Source organism: Limnobaculum zhutongyuii (assembly GCF_004295645.1).
GTDB lineage: Bacteria > Pseudomonadota > Gammaproteobacteria > Enterobacterales > Enterobacteriaceae > Limnobaculum > Limnobaculum zhutongyuii.
In genome coordinates, this window is record NZ_CP034752.1 from 2191536 (window position 1) to 2210157 (window position 18622).

16 protein-coding genes are annotated in these 18622 nt (G+C 46.0%); 7 read left to right on the forward strand and 9 right to left on the reverse strand.

Translation table 11 applies throughout. The annotated features are described in order from the left end of the window. Positions 1 to 14: 14 nt before the first annotated feature. The gene (locus EKN56_RS09645) at positions 15 to 431 is read left to right on the forward strand and encodes a carboxymuconolactone decarboxylase family protein (RefSeq protein ID WP_130591582.1); all 417 of its coding nucleotides are present in this window, start codon (positions 15 to 17) and stop codon (positions 429 to 431) included. 39 nt (positions 432 to 470) lie between these two features. Further along, entirely contained in the window at positions 471 to 938 is a 468-nt protein-coding gene (locus EKN56_RS09650) for a (R)-mandelonitrile lyase (protein WP_130591583.1), read from the forward strand. Between the two features lie 68 nt (positions 939 to 1006). Here the strand turns inward: EKN56_RS09650 and EKN56_RS09655 are convergent, their stop codons facing one another. The 4 genes from EKN56_RS09655 to EKN56_RS09670 all read right to left on the reverse strand — a co-directional run bounded on the left by EKN56_RS09655 (position 1007) and on the right by EKN56_RS09670 (position 4941). Next, on the reverse strand, positions 1007 to 1357 hold the full coding sequence (locus EKN56_RS09655) for a DUF1937 family protein (protein ID WP_130591584.1): 351 nt from the start codon (positions 1355 to 1357) through the stop codon (positions 1007 to 1009). A 141-nt stretch (positions 1358 to 1498) separates the two neighbouring features. Next, the gene (locus tag EKN56_RS09660) at positions 1499 to 2287 is read right to left on the reverse strand and encodes a DeoR/GlpR family DNA-binding transcription regulator (RefSeq protein ID WP_130591585.1); all 789 of its coding nucleotides are present in this window, start codon (positions 2285 to 2287) and stop codon (positions 1499 to 1501) included. A 42-nt stretch (positions 2288 to 2329) separates the two neighbouring features. After that, entirely contained in the window at positions 2330 to 3544 is a 1215-nt protein-coding gene (locus EKN56_RS09665) for an NAD(P)/FAD-dependent oxidoreductase (protein WP_130591586.1), read from the reverse strand. Further along, complete coding sequence (locus EKN56_RS09670) at positions 3541 to 4941, reverse strand: NAD(P)/FAD-dependent oxidoreductase (RefSeq protein WP_130591587.1); 1401 nt, start codon at positions 4939 to 4941, stop codon at positions 3541 to 3543. Before EKN56_RS09670 ends, EKN56_RS09665 begins: the two co-directional genes overlap by 4 nt. Positions 4942 to 5186: 245 nt before the next feature. Between EKN56_RS09670 and EKN56_RS09675 the strand changes: the two genes are divergently transcribed. Beyond that, positions 5187 to 6626, forward strand: a complete 1440-nt coding sequence (locus tag EKN56_RS09675; RefSeq protein WP_130591588.1) for an FGGY family carbohydrate kinase — start codon at positions 5187 to 5189, stop codon at positions 6624 to 6626. Between the two features lie 28 nt (positions 6627 to 6654). After that, positions 6655 to 7908 carry an ethanolamine utilization protein EutH gene (gene eutH / locus EKN56_RS09680; protein WP_130591589.1) on the forward strand — a complete coding sequence of 418 codons (1254 nt, stop codon included), beginning with the start codon at positions 6655 to 6657 and terminating at the stop codon, positions 7906 to 7908. Between the two features lie 88 nt (positions 7909 to 7996). On the opposite strand, the gene uriT is transcribed toward eutH, so the two are convergent. From uriT to rbsK, 3 genes are read right to left on the reverse strand one after another with little or no spacing between them, the layout of a single operon-like run. Next, on the reverse strand, positions 7997 to 9409 hold the full coding sequence (gene uriT / locus EKN56_RS09685; RefSeq protein WP_130591590.1) for a uridine transporter UriT: 1413 nt from the start codon (positions 9407 to 9409) through the stop codon (positions 7997 to 7999). Beyond that, entirely contained in the window at positions 9406 to 10353 is a 948-nt protein-coding gene (gene uriH, locus EKN56_RS09690) for a uridine-preferring nucleoside hydrolase UriH (RefSeq protein WP_130591591.1), read from the reverse strand. Before uriH ends, uriT begins: the two co-directional genes overlap by 4 nt. A gap of 30 nt (positions 10354 to 10383) precedes the next feature. Next, on the reverse strand, positions 10384 to 11607 hold the full coding sequence (gene rbsK, locus EKN56_RS09695) for a ribokinase (RefSeq protein WP_130591592.1): 1224 nt from the start codon (positions 11605 to 11607) through the stop codon (positions 10384 to 10386). Positions 11608 to 11964: 357 nt separating this feature from the next. Between rbsK and EKN56_RS09700 the strand changes: the two genes are divergently transcribed. Continuing rightward, the gene (locus EKN56_RS09700; RefSeq protein ID WP_130591593.1) at positions 11965 to 12462 is read left to right on the forward strand and encodes a hypothetical protein; all 498 of its coding nucleotides are present in this window, start codon (positions 11965 to 11967) and stop codon (positions 12460 to 12462) included. Positions 12463 to 12540: 78 nt separating this feature from the next. On the opposite strand, the gene yajD is transcribed toward EKN56_RS09700, so the two are convergent. Further along, complete coding sequence (gene yajD / locus EKN56_RS09705) at positions 12541 to 12885, reverse strand: HNH nuclease YajD (protein WP_130591594.1); 345 nt, start codon at positions 12883 to 12885, stop codon at positions 12541 to 12543. Positions 12886 to 13013: 128 nt separating this feature from the next. After that, complete coding sequence (locus EKN56_RS09710; RefSeq protein ID WP_130591595.1) at positions 13014 to 14582, reverse strand: ABC-F family ATP-binding cassette domain-containing protein; 1569 nt, start codon at positions 14580 to 14582, stop codon at positions 13014 to 13016. Positions 14583 to 15297: 715 nt separating this feature from the next. Between EKN56_RS09710 and EKN56_RS09715 the strand changes: the two genes are divergently transcribed. After that, on the forward strand, positions 15298 to 16650 hold the full coding sequence (locus EKN56_RS09715; RefSeq protein ID WP_130591596.1) for an APC family permease: 1353 nt from the start codon (positions 15298 to 15300) through the stop codon (positions 16648 to 16650). A gap of 206 nt (positions 16651 to 16856) precedes the next feature. Continuing rightward, on the forward strand, positions 16857 to 18587 hold the full coding sequence (locus EKN56_RS09720; protein ID WP_130591597.1) for an amidohydrolase: 1731 nt from the start codon (positions 16857 to 16859) through the stop codon (positions 18585 to 18587). The last annotated feature ends 35 nt before the right edge of the window (positions 18588 to 18622 follow it).

Genomic DNA, 18622 nt, shown 5'->3' on the forward strand with positions numbered 1-18622 from the left:
AAAGGAAATGAACAATGAAAAAAATCATTATGCGTTCTTTAATCTGTAGCGCTTTAATCTTTGCCAGTTCAGTCACTACCTATTCCTACGCTCAGGATGCTGCTACTCAAAATAAACCCCCTTCCCGCGCACAGCAGCTAATGGGGGATATTGCGCCCAAAATGGCCCAGCTCACTGATGATGTGTTATATGCGGATATCTGGGAGCGCCCCCAGCTATCCAAAAGAGATCGGAGTCTGATCACCGTTAGTGCTTTAGTGGCGATGAATCGCCCCGACCAGTTGCGTTCACATCTTCGCCTCGCCCGTCAGAACGGAGTAACACAGGAAGAGCTAATTGAAACCATTACTCAACTGGCGTTCTATTCCGGCTGGCCGAATTCCGTCACCGCGATTTCAATAGCCAAAGATGTTTTTAAAGAAAATAAATAAGCACATTTTCGCCCTGCATCATCGTTACAGGAATCAGTTATGAAAAAAGCCATTATCCTTGCTCTTGTTGTCTTGTCGTTACCCATAACCGTTATGGCAACGCAGAATAACGTTATCATCAGCCCGGCAGGCTCTCAACCCACCACCATTGGCGCAGCAGATTATTTTACCGGTACGGCAAAAGTAGATTCTCGCTTTCAACGGAGTTCTCCCGCCAGAATTGGCGGCGGTATTGTGTCTTTTGATGCGGGAGCACGCACCGCCTGGCATACCCATCCCCTTGGCCAGACCCTGATTGTCTCCTCCGGAACCGGCTGGGTACAACAATCGGGCAACCAAGCTCAGCAAATTAAAACCGGTGACATAGTATGGATTCCACCCGGTGTTAAACACTGGCATGGCGCATCCGCCACTCAACCGCTGGTTCACATCGCCATATCCGAATCGCTGGAGGGAAGTAGCGTAACCTGGATGGAAAAAGTCACTGATAGCCAATATCCAGATTAATAACGTAATAATCCACGCAATAGCGTGGATTATTTTAAACCAACGGACTGACAGTAAAAAAGCGCTGCCTATATATCATACTCTTGCACGAACTCATCATATGTCCATACTTGCTTTCCGCGGGATTGAAAGTATTCAATTTCTCCCGCTACACCACTGCTTTTATCCCAGCCCGGTAACGTCAGTACAATCAGCTCATCGCAACGTGCCATATAAGCTTCATCAATCGGCGTCCAGCTAATCTTTTTGCCTTGTTTACTGACTACCACATTAATTGGATGGGTCATGGTAATTTGGCTATATACCGCATACCCGGCTAATGACAATTTCGCTGCGACTTCAGTGCACTGGTTAAAACGTTGTTCAACAATTTCCGGATTTGGGTCTGAATAAGGGCAGGCAATAAAATAGAGCTTCATTATGTTTCCTTTACATTATATATAAATCAACCAGATAACATTTAAGTGCCTTAAATCAGGCGTAGGGAAATGCCGGCCATAGAATTAATGGCCTGACATTAAATACAAAATTTTAATTAACGCATGCGAAATGCTATTTATCTATTCCGCATCACTTCCGGTACTAGCCAGAATAATTTTGGTTTTAATTGCGCTACGTTTATCAGCAATCTTAAAATCTTTACTGGTAGTGACTAAAATATCGACATCTTCCCAACCGGTAACCAAATTAATCGCATGTTTATTCACTTTAGATGAGTCCGCCAATGCAATAAGCTTATCGCTGTTTTCCAGCATTTTTCTGGCTACCGCCGCTTCATCAACATTCTGATCCATGATGCCGCGATTCACGTCTATAGCCCCCACACCAATAACCGCATAGTCTGCAAACAGCTCGCTGATATTTCTCAGGGCAATCGCCCCCAGACAGGCATATTGAGAACCAATAAATTGACCACCAATTAAGATGGTCTCTATGGTTGGGTTCTCTTGCATAATGCTGGCAATTACCGGGGAATTGGTAATGACGGTCAGGTTATTAATCATCTTGACGCTTTGACTGAATTCAACCGTGGTTGAACCAAAATCAATAAACAGCGTATCACCTGACTTAATCACCCCCGCCGCTTTTACCGCAATGGCTTTCTTTTCATCAATAGCCACTTTGGCCCGTTCAGAAAAATTTCGCTCAAATTTAGACTGAATGTTCACCGCTCCGCCGTGAACTTTTTTCAGTAACTTTTGCGACTCCAGCTTGGTCAGATCGCGGCGGATGGTTTCCTGCGCAACATTAAAATACTCAGCTAAATCGTGAACAAATACCTGACCGTTAGAGGATAGCTGTTCCAGAATCGTTTGATGCCGGAAATTAGATGAACGTCCTTCAGCCATATATTTTTGTACCCTATTATTAAGCAGTTAACTTTTACTCAACTATACGATACTCACGCTAATTTCTGTAGCGTTTAGCGGTATCAATTCAGCGTTCACATTTTTCAGCATGATTCGACGACCCGGCATACAGCGGTGATTTCCCTGATACAAAATGGTACTCCCCGCTGTTACCGTGACCTGTCCACTGATCGCCTGTTTCACCCGAATATTCAAATTAAACTGGCTATTGGCTGCCGTTTTGTCCACACAACCCGGTGCAGTAAACAAAATGTGGTTATCGTGTTGGATTACAATGCGATTTATCGCCGCTCCACTCACCTGATGCAGATCTCTGGCAACCGCCTCACCAATCACTTTTCCCTCCAGATAACACTGATCTCCCATATCGGCAGGATGCAGCATATTACCTAATGCATAGTAAGCAGCGTCAGAACAGCGTCCATTGGTATCTACCACCGGGCAACCGGTATTGGCAATAAAATCGAGATGGCTCTTTCTAATCAGGGTGTTTTCACCAGTAAATTCTCCGGTAAAGATAACGGCATCACACTCAATGCGTTCATTTTGACCGTTACGCTCAATGACGACGTACTCCACCCGGTTTAATCCACCAATCTCAACCAACTTGCTATTTAAATGCAGCGGAACCCCCATCAGGGCAGGAAATAAGCTTAAAGGACGATTGGCTGTTATACGCGATTGAGATTCAATCATCGCTTTGGCTTTAATGCCCGCATTTCGTAAAGTCCAAATGGCAGAAAAACTGACAATTTCGCTACCGATAATCACCGGATTACGACAAGGTTTCTGGCGGTTAAGGTAGATAAACTGCTGTAGTGCTCCGGTTGTTAATACCCCCTGTGGACGTAACCCGGAAACTAAACGCGGGTGACGCGGTGTTTCACGAGCGCCGGTAGCAATCAATACTCGCTTCGCCTGCATTTCAACCAGTCCTTTATCACAGGAGACCAGCAATTTTCCTTCCGGACGAATCTCTACCACCGTGGTATTGGTCATCACCGGAACTCCGGCGCTTAGTGATAAAATCTTCTCTACAAATGCGCCACCTTTCATTGGTCGTTTAAAGCTCAACAAACCAAAGGTTGGATGCTGACAATGACGGGGAACGCCACCCGCCTGTGATTCACGTTCCAGAATCACAATATTATTGATGCCTTGCTGTTTTAATTCGGTAGCGGCGGCAATACCAGAAGGTCCTGAGCCGATAATGATCGCATCATAATTCAGTCTCATTTCAGTACCTCCACAGCCAGCGTATTCTCAAAACGATCGTTAATAATTTCTGCCACTTTGTTACTGCAGAAAAAGCCATTACAGCGCCCCATCATGGCCCGGGTTCGTCTGCGTAGTCCTCCCAGACATTCTGGTGGAATATCAGAATCAAATACCGCTTCAATTTCTCTTCGGGTTACCAACTCACAGTGGCAAACGATGCCGCCATTATGTTCATGCTGATAATCGCGCTGATGATATTCAGACAGCACCGGCATTTGTGGCCAGATAATCTCTTGTGGTGGGTTGAATTCAAACAGCGGGGAAAAATTCTGCAAATACAGACTGGCAATATGTTGAGCGACGCCTAAAGCGGACGTCAGCCCGGTAGAGCGAATACCGCCAACACAAATCCACTGTTTTTCCGGGTAGTCAGCGATGCGATAGTGCTTTTCTTCCGTTGCCGGACGCAATCCGGCATAGGTGGCAGTGACCGTATAGTTATGCAAGCTGGGTAACATTTTGCTGCCCTGCCGAATCAGATCTTCCAACACGTCTTGTTTCACTTCCGCTTTCCAGCGGTCATCCTGCTCTTCCGCCGTTGGCCCCAGCAGTAAATTGCCAAAAATGGTTTTAGTTAACAAAACGCCTTTCGTGATAGCCGTTGGAACCGGCAAAATAATAGCGTTGATATCTTCCGCTGCCGCTTTGTCATAAATAAGGAATTGGCCTTTTCTCGGCTTAATTTGAAAAGGTGATGGATGACAGATACTTTCAACAATATCCCCATTGATACCGGCACAGTTAATCACTAAACGGGCACGAAACTCACCTTTTTTGGTCTGTAAAACCCACATTCCTTGTTCCAAAGCCCCACTTTCCACTTCGCAGTGGAATTGGTAACTCGCACCATGTTTCACTGCCTGAGTAAGATAGGCTAATGGCGAACTCCATGGATCCATCACTGCTTCACCCGGTACGCTCACCGCGGCCAGTGCCCCGGCTGCCAGTTTAGGTTCGCGTCGATAGACTTCTTCTTTATCAATAAGCTCAACATCCATCACGCCATTACGATGAGCCTGCTCAACAATGCCCGGCAGTTTAGCCAGTTGTTCATCACTCCAGGCAACCACTAACGCGCCGGTTTGCAGCAACGGTAAATTCATTTTGTCTTTGATGTCCATGAATTCACGGTAGCCATTTTGGATACAGGTCAGCTCCAGGCTTTCTGGTGGAGCATCAAACCCCGTATGCAACAAAGCGCTGTTGGCTTTACTGGCACCAGAGAGGATATCTCCCCCTCTTTCCAGCAACAGTGTTTTAGCACCCATCAAGGCAAACTTACGGTGAACAGCACAACCTACCACGCCACCACCAATGACGATCACATCCCAAATCTGGTCATTTTGATTTTTCATCTTCAGGTAATCCCGATAAATTTTGTTTCCTGAACACATAAAACCACATCAAATCCACAATATCAACATCACAAACAACATTAATAACCACTAATAACAAAAACAACACCACAATGTTAATTTGTTGTGACGTTTATCACATATAAGAAACATAATGTGAGATATTTGTGGATTTTATTTCCGTTTGATCGAGATAATCAAAAAAACACTCCAATTAACAACAATAATATTTAGGAAAGCGAACAATGCTTAACCAACGTTATGCCGCCATCGATCAGGGGACGACCGGAACCAGAATCGTGGTGTTTGATGAAAATGGTCGCTCTCATTCCCCTATGAGCATTCCACACAAGCAAATCACGCTAAACAGTGGTTGGGTTGAACACGATCCGGAAGAGATTCTGGCTAACATTATGAAGTGTTTATCTGGCTGTGAAGTGGTTGATGCCCTGGGGATCTGCCATCAGGGCGAAAGCATTGTCGCCTGGCATGCGGACAGCAAAAAACCGTTGTATAACGCTATCATCTGGCAAGACATGCGCACGGAAAAGCGTATTCAACAGATGAAAGATCAGGGGCTGGAACCCTTAGTACAACAAAAATCCGGTTTACCACTCGACCCCTATTTCTCCGCCAGCAAGATGAACTGGATTATTGAGAATATTGTTGGCGTCAAACAGCTGGCCGATAAAGGAAAGCTGCGTATCGGTACTATGGATGCTTTTTTTCTTGACCGTTTATGTGGCATTTACTGCACTGACTATAATGCCGCATCCCGTACTTCGCTGTTCAATATCCACACCCTCTCCTGGGATCCTGAACTGTGCGAAATATTCGGCGTTCCTATTCACTGTTTGCCTGAAATCCGCGATACGGTAGGTGATTTTGGCAGTATTAATCTGGATGGGCACATTACCCCCGTTACTGCGGTGATTGTCGATCAGTTTGCCGGAACCTATGGCCACGGCTGCCGCAATCAGGGAGATGCCAAAGTGACATTTGGTACCGGCGCATTTCTGCAATCCTTAACCGGAACCACTATCGCAGAAACCAAAGGCTCCGGCCTGTTACCCACATTATGTTGGAAATTCCCCGGTCAGGAACCGATTTTTGGCCTGGACGGTGGTGTGTATAACGCTGCATCCGCCATTAACTGGGTGAAGAAAATCGGCCTGCTTGACGATTTTGATGAGTTGAGCGATTTCAATAAAGACTCTGCTATCTCTCGCGGACTGGCTTTTGTACCTGCGTTATCTGGTCTGGCGTGCCCATACTGGGATCGCTCTGCTGCCGGTGTTTGGGCTGGATTATCACTGGACATCGAAAGAAAAGATCTTCTGCAATCGGTACTGGAAGGCATCGCAGTACGCTCAGCAGAAGTGATTCTCGCTATGGATAAGCTTTCTCCACTGGGTGACGCGATCTCTGTCGATGGTGGCCTGTCATCTAACCAATATTTCAAACAGTTCCTCGCTAATCTGATTCAGAAAAACATTGTTGCACCGGTAAATCGTGAAGTCACCGCGCTGGGTGCTGCCATGCTGGCTCGAAAAGGATTGGGAATCGAACGCCCTATTAGCTTTAAACAAGATGCCCAAATTACTAAACCAAATCGCAGTTCCATGTCCGGCGTAATGGAAAAGTATCAAGACATTATTGGCCGTTCACGCAACTTACGCAGTTAATAAAAGAATAAATTCAAAAGGATATCCCATGGCTGAGTTCGGCAACTATGTTATTTATCTTATAATGGTGGGAACACTGGTCGGTGCACTGGCCTCCATCATTAAACCAGACAGCGGGCTGGGAAAAGAGTTTGTTAACGGCATACACTCTATCGGACCGGTATTTCTGGCTCAGGCGGGTATCATGGCCGCAGTGCCTTTACTGTCTCAGGCTATATCACATTTGCTGGGGCCGGTATTTAGCGCGGTTGGTTCTGATGTTTCTATCGTCGCACTATCGATTATCGCCGTGGATATGGGCGGCTATCAGTTAGCCGATGCCCTAACCTCTAACCGCGATATGTGGATTACCGCCATGTTGATTGGTTATACATCCGGGGCAACCATTGTGTATCTGATTCCGGTTGGGCTAACTATGCTTAACCGTCAGGATCACAAATATCTGGCATTAGGTGCTATGGCGGGGCTGATCAGTATTCCATTTGGGGTTCTGGCTTCACTATTGCTGATTACCTTTAACAATATTCCGGTACGCGATGTTATCTCCACCAACTCTCCGGCATTGCATCATCTGACGCTGGATTTCATCACTATGCTGCAATATCTGGCACCGCTGTTTGTATTTTGTTTTCTGCTGGCTGCCGGCCTGAAGTATCGCCCTCAATTGATGGTGGCTGGCTTTCTGGTGTTTGGTAAAATTATGGACGCCTTTATTAAGCTGGTTCTGGCCTGTTCTATTATCGAACACTTCACGGGAGTATTTGCGAAAGTGTTTGGCGCCTGGGGCTTTGACCCACTGTTTGCCGACCAGAAAGAGCTGTTCCGAGCCATCGAAATTGCCGGATACATTGGCATTATGCTGGCAGGTACCTTCCCTATCTGTTATCTGTTCCAGAAGTACTGTAAACGTATGGTTGGTGCACTAAGCAAAGTTCTGAAGTTAACCGATATCGGCGCGCTGGCGTTCATTATGGTGTTAGCCAATATCATTGCCACTTATCACTTATTCATCAATATGCGTGCCCGTGACAAAGTGTTATGTGTGGCTTTTGGCGTATGCGCTCAGGCAACCATTGGTGATCATCTGGCCTTTACTGCCAATTTCCAACCGACACTGGTCATTCCGATTCTGTTAGGTAAATTGGTCGGTGGTTTCCTGGCAGTAATGATCGCTATTAAAATATCTGTTCCTGCGGCTGAACGTTTCCAACAGGAAGACGATGAACAGGAAAAAGCCGGACAAACTATACCGGGAGCGACACCTCAGGCAGTTATGGGCTAAAAGCCACATCCCCTCACTAATTTCACATAAGTAAAGAGCCGGGGATTACCCCGGCTCTTTGATGGTCGATGCTCAAATCCATATCACATCACTGTTTCACTTCCGCACTAACCGGTCTTGGAATTAAAAACGACACCAATAGCGCCAGAACCGTGATGCCCAGTCCCAGAGTTATTCCGTTGAAATACCCCACTGGTGAGGTAGTGCCTTCAGGAGTGGTCATAATTTGCACCGCAGGCAGCAACGCAAAGCTTAGTCCTGCCCCCAAATTAAATGCACCGGCGTTCATTCCCGGTAGATAACCGGGGTTATCTTTAGGAGATAACACAATCCCTAATCCGTTGAGCATAATATTGGCAATACCCGCATAGGTCATGCCTATCAGCAATACGGCGGCAATCAGCACCGGTAAGGAATGCAGGCCAATGAACATCATGATCAGAATCGCCACGATGCTTCCTGACAAACCAATACGCAGTACGTTGTTATAACCAAGGGTTGGTGCCAGACGACCGGAAAAAGGCCCGACTAACCAGCCAATCAGTGCATAAGGCGTCAGAAATGCTAATGCGGCAGTATCTGCACCTAAAGAAAAACCTACTGACTGGTTTTGAGCAAAGGACATAACCAGACCGTTTACGATGGCAAAAATTCCTGTCATGGTCAGTATGGTGGTTAGCAGCAGCGCCCAGGTACTACGCTGTTTAAGATAAAACGTGGTTACCAGCGGATGCTGACTACGATTTTCAACCTGCCAAAAAGAGATAAACATCACCACCGAGAAAATCACCAGCCCCATTACCAACGGCCAGTTTACTGCAGCGATATTTCCTGCCTGCCCTAATGCTATCAGCATCGAAGCCAAAGAAAGCACCAGTAAGACAACGCCCGGCCAATCCATTTTTGTTCCGGCTGAAGGACGGGATTCGGGTGCCCATTTAATCACCAGCAAAGTAGAGATCGCCGCCACCGCAGTTATCACCCAGAATACCGAGCGAAAACCAAAGTTAGCCGCCAGTACACCACCGGCAATGGCATCAATACCCGCAATACCACCATTTACGGCGGTTACTACCCCCATCATGGTGCCGTAGACTTTCGGATCGGATATTTCATGGCGCAGCATTAACAAACATAGTGGTACTACCGGGCCGGAAACACCCTGAATAATTCGGGCTACGTACAGCGTTTCGATATTAGGCGCGACGGCCGCCAGAATAGTCCCTGCGGTCATAATCACCAGCATCCAGACTAATACTTTTTTACGCCCCTTAATGTCACTCAGTCGGGGCAAGAACAGCGAAAACAGTGCCGCTGAGGTGAAAAAAGCGGTCTGAGATAATGAAACCGCCGCCTCATCAGAATGTAATTCTTCAGCAATAGTGACCAACACCGGACCCAGCATACTGGCATTCAGCTGAAAGGCGATACAGGCTGCCAGCAACGCCGTCATTAGTACCGTTACACTTACCGTTGAAGATCCAGAAGAGGCATTGGTCATACTTTGACCTCGCCGATACGCTCAAGAGCATCTACCACCAAATCCCAAAAACGTTGGTGATCGAGTTTTACCGCCACCTGAGTATGACAATCTGCCGGTGGTGGTGAACGGAAATCAGCAACCGTCATTCCCAGCGTTAAGGTACCTGTCAGTTCAATATCAACCGGTACTTTTTGCGTGGTCATAACTGAAGGGTCAATAACATATGCAACAGCACAAGGATCGTGTACCGGTGGATAATCAAATCCCTGAGCGCTTTTGTACATGGTGCCAAAAAACTCAAGCAGCTCCAGAACAAATTTAGCCGGATTGGTTCCCACTGCCCGGATTTTCTCTACAACGTCAGGGGTTGCCAGTGCCTGATGGGTAAGATCTAACCCCACCATGGTTAACGGCCATTTTTCATTGAAGACGATATGTGCCGCTTCCGGGTCAATTTTGATATTAAACTCGGCTACTGCGCTCCAGTTTCCTACATGGTAACCACCGCCCATCAGTACCACCTCTTTTACCCGCTCAACAATGCGCGGTTCAAGACGGGCAGCTAATGCAATGTTGGTTAAACCCGCGGTTGGAACAATGGTTACCGTTTTAGGTGGATGTGACATGATGGTTTCAATGATTAAATCCACCGCATGGCGGGAATCCACATCAAAGGCCGGTTCGGGTAATACCGGGCCATCGAGGCCAGAGTCACCATGAATATCGGGGGCAATTTCTATCTGGCGAATCAGAGGACGAGCCGAACCTGCTGCAAAAGGAACACCGGTAATATTGGCAATTCGCGCCACCGCTAATGCATTACGCGTAACTTTCTCTAATGTCTGATTACCGACGACTGTCGTCACCGCCAGTAACTCAATATTAGGGTTACCGTGAGCCAGTAACATAGCGATTGCGTCGTCATGACCGGGATCGCAATCCAGAATAATTTTTTTTACCATGTGGTTGATACTCCTGAATTGAACATATGATTAAAAATCGGCATTTAGCGAGAGCCGATGTAACACTTGCTGATGAGTAGGCATGTTTGAAGCTCCTTCCCGTTCTACCGCTAAAGAGGCAAAAGCCGTGGCATATTTCACCGCCCATCCCAGATTTTGTCCTGACGCAATGGCCGCCGTTAATGCGCCGGTAAAAGCGTCACCCGCGCCGGTGGTATCTACCGCCACGGCGGGCAATGCCGGAATATGTTGAAACTGATTATTTTCATAAAGCAGTGCGCCATTGCTTCCCAGCGTGATAATAACGGTCTGAACCCCTTTATGGGCAATTTCACGTGCGGCTTGTTGTGCGCTGGCAATATCAGTCACCTCAATGCCCGATAGCAGCGAGGCTTCCGTTTCGTTAGGGGTGATAATGTTAGCTAACTCAATGAATTGTAGTATTTCGTGCGAGTAGGGTGCCGGATTAAGAATGATTTTGACCCCAAGCGCATTGGCCAGCCTCATCACATTGAATGTGGCATCAAAATTGTTTTCCAACTGAACCAGTAATACGTCAGATTTTTTTAGTTGTTCGCTGATAGCAATAATTTCGCTTTCGGTAATGGTTTTATTGGCGCCCGGGTAGATGGCAATCATATTTTCCCCATCCTGCTGAGAAACATAGATAACCGCATTGCCGGTATTCGCTTCATCCGACTGATAAAGTGTAAAAGAATGGATAGCAGAATCACTTAAATGGCGATAGGCAAACTGGCTAAACTGATCTTTGCCTGTCTTACAGACAAAATGTACTTTTGCACCCGCATTACTGGCCGCCATGGCCTGATTGGCCCCTTTGCCTCCAGGGCCCAGCGTACTGTTAATCGCCATCAGCGATTCACCGCCTTTAGGAAAACGCTCTACTTTTGCCACGATATCAACGTTAAAAGAACCTAAGATACAGACGTTACCCTGAACCGTTTGGTTGCTGTTCAACAACGAAGTCCGTTTTTTCTTTTTGTCGATTTTTTTAAGTAACGAAGCGATATCCATATCTGATGATGGCGTAATAAGATCCGATTGCAGCGTTTTTCGTAACACTTGAGCACCGCCGTGGCAGCGCAAGAGTAAACTTTTTTGAGCTAATACTCTTAAATCGTAACGTATTGTCTCTTTAGAAACAGAGAACATCACAGCCAACTGATTTACCGTTGCCCGTTCGTTTTTATCTAAAAAAGTCAGAATTCTCTCTCTTCTTTCTTCTAAAAACATGTTCCCTCCTCTGTACCAGGGTAATAGTAGTTAATGATAAAAACACAGAGGGTGATTACAGTCATACACTCAAGTCCAAATCAGAAGCAAACGGAAGTAAACAGAAGCTCAATTAATTATAATTAATTGATAAATAGTAAATTATTAATTATGAAATGTGTGTTATACGATATCATCAAAGGTGTGAATTATTTAATTTTTAATCGTATTGAGGAAGGCTGGCAGGGATTATGGCTAATATCGCCCGCGTAATCCGATACAAAATGGCACTAATGTATAAATTGGGTTACTCTCTGGCTTTCTATAACCTCTGGCATTATGGTTTTAAACCTATCGCAGTGCTGACAGGAACAATGCATGGATATCGTAAAGTATCCCTACAAAATAAATCGGTTGTTTATTTTAATGGGTATTGGTTTTTTTGGCTGGTTAGCCTGGTTTTCATATAATCAAATCAATAATACCGAGCAATGGCTAGTTGTTGGACAATCTGCCTCGGTAACGGCTGAACAGGCACGCTACCTGCTTTCTGCAACCGCATTGATTTTTGCTCTGCTAACGTTGATGGCGTTTATCATATTACTGAATAGTTTTTCTGAGCGTCAGAACGTTATCTTTACTTCCGATTCGGTCAATTACCCGAAAGGACACGTCAGGCCAAAAGTGATGACTATTATGTATGGCGACATCCGTGAACTGGAGCGGGTTAATGTCCAGCATAATGAAGCGTTAGAAATTACCACTGCACAGGGTAAATACCGCATTTTGAAAAGTATGCTAAAAAATCAGCAAACCTTTAATGAAGTCTGTGAACGGATGCAGCAAATGGCGGCACCTTTCATTACCACGGTTTAACCACCAAAAAATAAAAACGATCGGTCATCAATATATAATCTCTTTGATGAACGATCGTTTGTGACACTGTCCCTTTGGCTATTTTTTATTCATTAAATCACGCAAATTAGCAAACGGATTATGGGTTGCCAGCCCTTGATCCTGTTGTGCATCTTCCCCGGCAACTACCGTTGAGCCATAGATATCCGCTTCGGTATATTTCGAGTGCTCATGGTCGTGGCAAAACAGACATAACATTTCCCAATTGCTGCCATCTTCCGGATTATTCGAGTGATCGTGATCGACATGGTGTACCGTCAGCTCTCTTAAGTTGGAATAGACAAATTCGCGGGAACATCTGCCGCAAACCCAGGGAAACAGCTTCAGGGCTTTTTCACGATAGCCATTTTCAAGTTTGGCGTAGTTCTTTGGTATATAGGCCATATAAAACCTTCAGATTAAAAAATCAAAACCTTGTCTGCCTGATATCTTATAGTTAAACCACTCGCCTTAACAAACAGAAAAAACACGTGATACCAATGCACTGGTGCCTTATGGTAAACGTTTTAACATCATGACATTAGCTTCAGACAATGAGTCACTTCAATATTATCAATGAAATGCCGATCGTGGCTGACAACCATCAGCGTTCCGTTATAACCGGCTATCGCCTGTTCAAACATTTGTCGGGCATGTAAATCCAGATGGTTGTCCGGCTCATCCAGCAATAATATCGAAGCCGGTTGTGAACCGCTGGTTATTGCCAGTAATGCCAATCTGACCCGCTGTCCTCCGCTAAGCGAACCTGCCAGCTTAAACACGTTATCTCGCCGAAAACCAATATTGGCTAACTGAGTCCGGTATTCACTTTCTGTCAGGCCTGATGCCAGATAACGCAGGTTATCCAAAACCGATAGCGAACCCTGAAGCAGTGACTGATGCTGGTCGAAATAAGCAATACGCCCCTGCATTTTCACTGTACCCGACTGAGGTATTATCTTCCCTGTCAGAATTTTCAATAGCGTTGATTTACCACAACCATTATTACCCTGTAACCAGTAGCGTTCGCCGGGGAAGATGGTTTGGGTTATCTCCCCCTGATAACCATAAGGCATGATCAACTTATCCATCTGAACAGCATAACGACTCTTTTTGTTCTGGGTATCAATAACCATATTTAATGCTTTAGGTTGTTGTAGCTTTTGTTGCATATCGGCAATGGTGGTTTGCGTCTGCTCAATTTTACGGTCTGCATGGCGTAAGCTTGAAGATCGACGCATCTCGGCGCTGTTTTTCATTTTATCCAGCAACAACAGGCACTGGCTGCCGCTGTCGCGCAACTTTTTACCGCTCTTAGCGCGTTTTTCCGCGCGTTCAATGCTGTTTTGTTGCGCAATGCGTAATGTTTTAAGCTGCTCCTTCTGATGAGTTAACTGTCGCAATTGTGCAGAGTGCTGCTCCTGCTTTTGCTGCTGGTATAGACTGTAATTTCCACCATAGCTTCGCAAGTGACCGTCAGACAGTTCATGAATCTGCGGCATCTGTTCCAGTAAATCGCGATCGTGGCTAATCAACAGTAAGTTTCCTGTATAGCGTTCGATTTCCTGTTGGAGCCATCGACGACCGGCTAAATCAAGGTGGTTGCCAGGCTCATCAAGAATCAGCCAGTCATGATTACCGGTAAATAGTTTCCACAGCATTAACCGGGTTTGCTCTCCTCCGCTAAGGGAGGCGACCTCCCGTTGCGGATCGGCAGCAATGTGAATATCCGCTAATTGATGCCTTAACTGCTCTTCCAGTAGCCAGTTATCTTCCGCCAACAGCAAGTCCTGCGGGCTGAAATAACCAGATAACACTCGACGCAACGCAGCTAAACGCGCGTCCTGACCAAGAAAATCAGCAATGGTTATCCGATCAGAATAATGTTGCTGAGTTAAAAAACCCGGAGATATTGGCCCAATCAAGGTACCGGCATCGGGTAAATATTGTCCACAAATCAGCGCTGCCAATACCGATTTGCCACTACCGTTGTCACCAACGATACCCTGTTTACCCGGCAAGAAACTATGGCTCAATTGTTGAAAAATCACCCTGTCACTGCTGAACTGAAAATGCAGTTGGTGAAGAGAAATTGCGGTCATTTATCACCTCAAAAATCAATATGGCGATAAGACAGAGCATCAATATGCTAAAAAACGATGAGCAAAAAAAAGATGGTGATGTTTGCGCATATATAACCCTGCCTCAAAAAAGATGGATATCTGTTATCGGCAATTCAGGGTTATTTATTCATTTCGGCGCAAACTCCAGTCAGATAGGAGTGTTTACTTTAGCAAATTGTCTTTTGGTTATACAAGCGAATAACTAAAACGCCAGTCAGTCTGGTGTGTCATTTTTATTATCTGTCTTCAGGCAATGGTCACATTATTGGATATTCAGTTCTTATAAACGGTATTACTTAAAGTAACTAATCCATTCATCTGAATAACAAAAAACATACAATACATTATCTTATTAAATCAATAATACTCGCCACATTGAACCATCCTGTAAGCCTTGTCATATCTGGCTTTCATCAATTTATTTATGATAAAATTTTACTGTGTGGCGACTAATTATTGCCAAACGGGTTTAAGTGCTATAAGGTACGCCCCCTGCGTTCACCCCAGCGGATGAAAAGCGTGTGGCTTTTCAACGTTTCATTGAGCTCTCTTTAATCAGACATTCATTCTCATGTCGCTTTGATTTAAGGGTTTCACTGAAAATGAGCGCAACATCGATTATTTCAGGTGTAGTGCTATATCAAATACATATAGGCTGCATTGGTCAGGGCTTTTGGGAAGGGCTTGGAAAATAATGCAACACAATGCGGTACGTATGACAAGAGTATTAACCACCCCTGCGTTAGTATTCTTTGGATTGGCCTATATGGTTCCTTTAGGTATCTTCACCACTTATGGTCAAGTTACTGTACTCAGCGAAGGCCATCTGCCTGTCGCTTATGTTATCACCTTAGCAGCCGTTCTTTTTACAGCTCTCAGTTACTGTCGAATGACCAGCGCCCTGCCTCTTTCAGGTTCGGCCTACTCTTATGTTCAAAAAACATTTGGTGGCAACCTTGGCTTTCTGGTGGGCTGGACACAACTGCTCGACTATCTGTTTCTGCCGATCATCAATTACATGGCGATTGGTATCTATTTGCATGCTGAATTTCCGGCGATTCCAATGTGGGCAATCATTTGCACCACCATATTTATCGTAACGTCGTTAAATATTTTAGGAATTAAACTGGTTAGCTCAATGAATATGCTAATCATCGTCATGCAATTACTCTTTATTGCACTGTTCCTCTATCTCTGTTTCCAGACGCCAATTGATTTTGATATCGAAACCTTAATGGCACCGATTACCATTGTGCAGGGACAAACATCCGGATTATTCGCTGGCGCGGCCATACTCTGTCTGGCTTTTCTCGGTTTTGATGCCATTTCAACCATGGCTGAAGAGACCAAAGATGCCAAGCGTGCCCTGCCACGCGCCATTATGTATACCGTATTTATTGCCGGTGTGATGTTTATCATCATCTCTTACTGTTCTCATTTGGTGTATCCGGCGTGGCAGGATTTTCTTCCGGATACAGATACCGCAACGCTGGCGGTGATGCGTAAAGTTGGCGGCGCGCTGCTGGCTTCGGCTTTCACCTTTGCTTATGTCATTGGTGTGTTTGCTTCCGCTATGACCTCTCAGGCCAGTATTGTGCGGATCTTCTATGCGATGGGGCGTGAAGGTGTGGTACCTAAATCGGTATTTGCCTATATTCACCCACGTCTGAAAACCCCGGTACTGTCGATTATCTTTGTTGGTGTGACTTCTCTGTTTGCTCTGGTGCTGTCACTCAATATGGTGGTGTCAATGATCAGCTTTGGTGCACTGATTGCCTTTACCTTCGTTAACCTGACGGTAATTAAGCATTTCGTCATTGACAGCAAAACGCCTCACAGCGCCATGAAATTATTCACCTATCTGATTTTGCCATCCATTGGTGTTCTGTTGACCCTGTGGTTATGGACCAGCCTGGACGGCTATGCCCTTACCGTTGGTCTGGTTTGGTTATCGATTGGTGCGCTTTATCTGGCCTTTATTACCCGAGGCTTCAGTAAAACGCCTCCGGCAATCTCCGCTGAAGAGGTTGACCTGATTATTGGCTAAGGTTACCCACCAATGGGTTTCAGGAGCCGCCTGAGCGGGGAGAATTTAATTCTCCCCGTTTTGTTATTTTTAGCCTCCCCCTTTTGTCCTGTTGCTTATGCCTCCACCGGAGATATAACGCATACAACAGTGGGAATTTAACATCGGCTGACGCGATTAATTGCGCCAGCCCGTAACATTTTTAATCAACAACTGGATGATTGACGATGAGTAATACCGTAGCCGACGTCATTTATTTTAATGGATATATCTACACCGCAGATGCTCAAAACAGCGTCGTTGATGCTATTGCGATTGCGGCTGGCAGGGTTCTGGCCTGTGGCGATATTCAACAGCTTCAATCTTATGTCGGAGCAAAAACCGAACAAATCGATTTGCAGGGAAAAATGATGATGCCGGGCATCATCGATGGTCATATGCACCCATTCTGGGGTGGTGAGCAGCTGTCTGGCTGTCATTTGAACTATGAATCACTGACTATCGAACAGATTCTGGCGCGCGTACAGCAACATCTGGATAAAGATGTATTGAAAGGCGAAAACGACTGGTTAAAAGTGACCGCCTGGTTGCGCCAGGGCATGATTCCAGCCGGTATCGATATGTACCGTTCCGATATGGATCGCCTGAATACCAAACGTCCGGTGATCCTGTTCTCTAACGACTGCCATACCATGCTGGCTAACAGCCGTGCTTTGGAACTGTTCGGCATTGATAAAAATGCGCCTGAACCGAGCGATGGCAAAATAGGTAAATATCCAAATGGTGAGCTTAACGGCATACTGGAAGATGCCCCGGCAATGCGGGCGGTTGACAGTATTCCTTCTTTGACAGCTGAACAGGCAGTAAAAGTGGCGGCGCTGGTGCAGAACGCCCTTAACGCTCAAGGTGTCACCGCGGTGATGGACGCACGGGTTTCAGCCAAACAATTGGATGCCTTTAGCGAACTGCAAAAGCAAGGTCAACTTACCCTGCGTTTTCAGGCGGCCCGAGAGATCACGCCAGATGATGCTCATAGTGTAGAAGCCGTTGCCGGAGCGGTAGAAAAAGCCGTTGAGTTTGCAAACCGCTACCATCAAGCCGAATGGCAACCAGAACCGGGAATCGGCTTACGTAATATCAAGATGTTTGTTGATGGCGTCTTACAGCCACCGACCATGACCGCTTCTCTGCTGGAACCTTATACCATTAATAAAGGCACTGAGACTGAACCGGACTGGCAGGTTACCGATCGCTATGGTGACCTCTATTTTACCCCTGAAATTCTTGATGAACTGATGGAGAAAATTGCCGCCGCAGGTTTCGACCCACATCTGCACACTGTGGGTGAAGGGGCGGTCTCCATCGCTCTGGATGCCATTGAAAAAATGCGAATTGCCCATCCGGATAAAGATATTCGCCCGGGGCTAGCCCATAACGAACTGGTTAACGCCAAAGATTATGCCCGTTTTGCCCGTCTGGGAGCCATTGCCTGCCTTTCTTTCCAATGGGCAGCCCCAACGCCAGAACTGATCGTTGCAGAGCGCCATATGTTGGGAGAACAGCGTTTTCAGGAGCTGGAACCTATCGCTAAATTTATCGATGCCGGCGCCGTTGTGGCATTTGGCAGCGACTGGCCAATTGATGGCTTAGATGAATGGTACGACCTGAAGGTCGCGGCCACCCGTCAGGGACGTACTGTGGATGGCGTCACACCACCGAGACTGGACAATGACCGCAACCTGACCGTTACTGAAGTGCTGCGTGCTGCAACTATCGACTCCGCTTACGCTCAACACCGTGAAGATGTTATCGGTTCGCTGGAGGTCGGTAAATTTGCCGATATGATTGTTCTGGACCGTAATGTGTTCAATATTCCCGCGGAAGATATCGAAAACGTAAAAGTACTGCGTACGGTGGTTGGCGGGAAGATGGTATATAACAGCGCGTCGAAGGCGTGATATAGCCTCTAAGCAGTAAATAAAAACACGCCCGA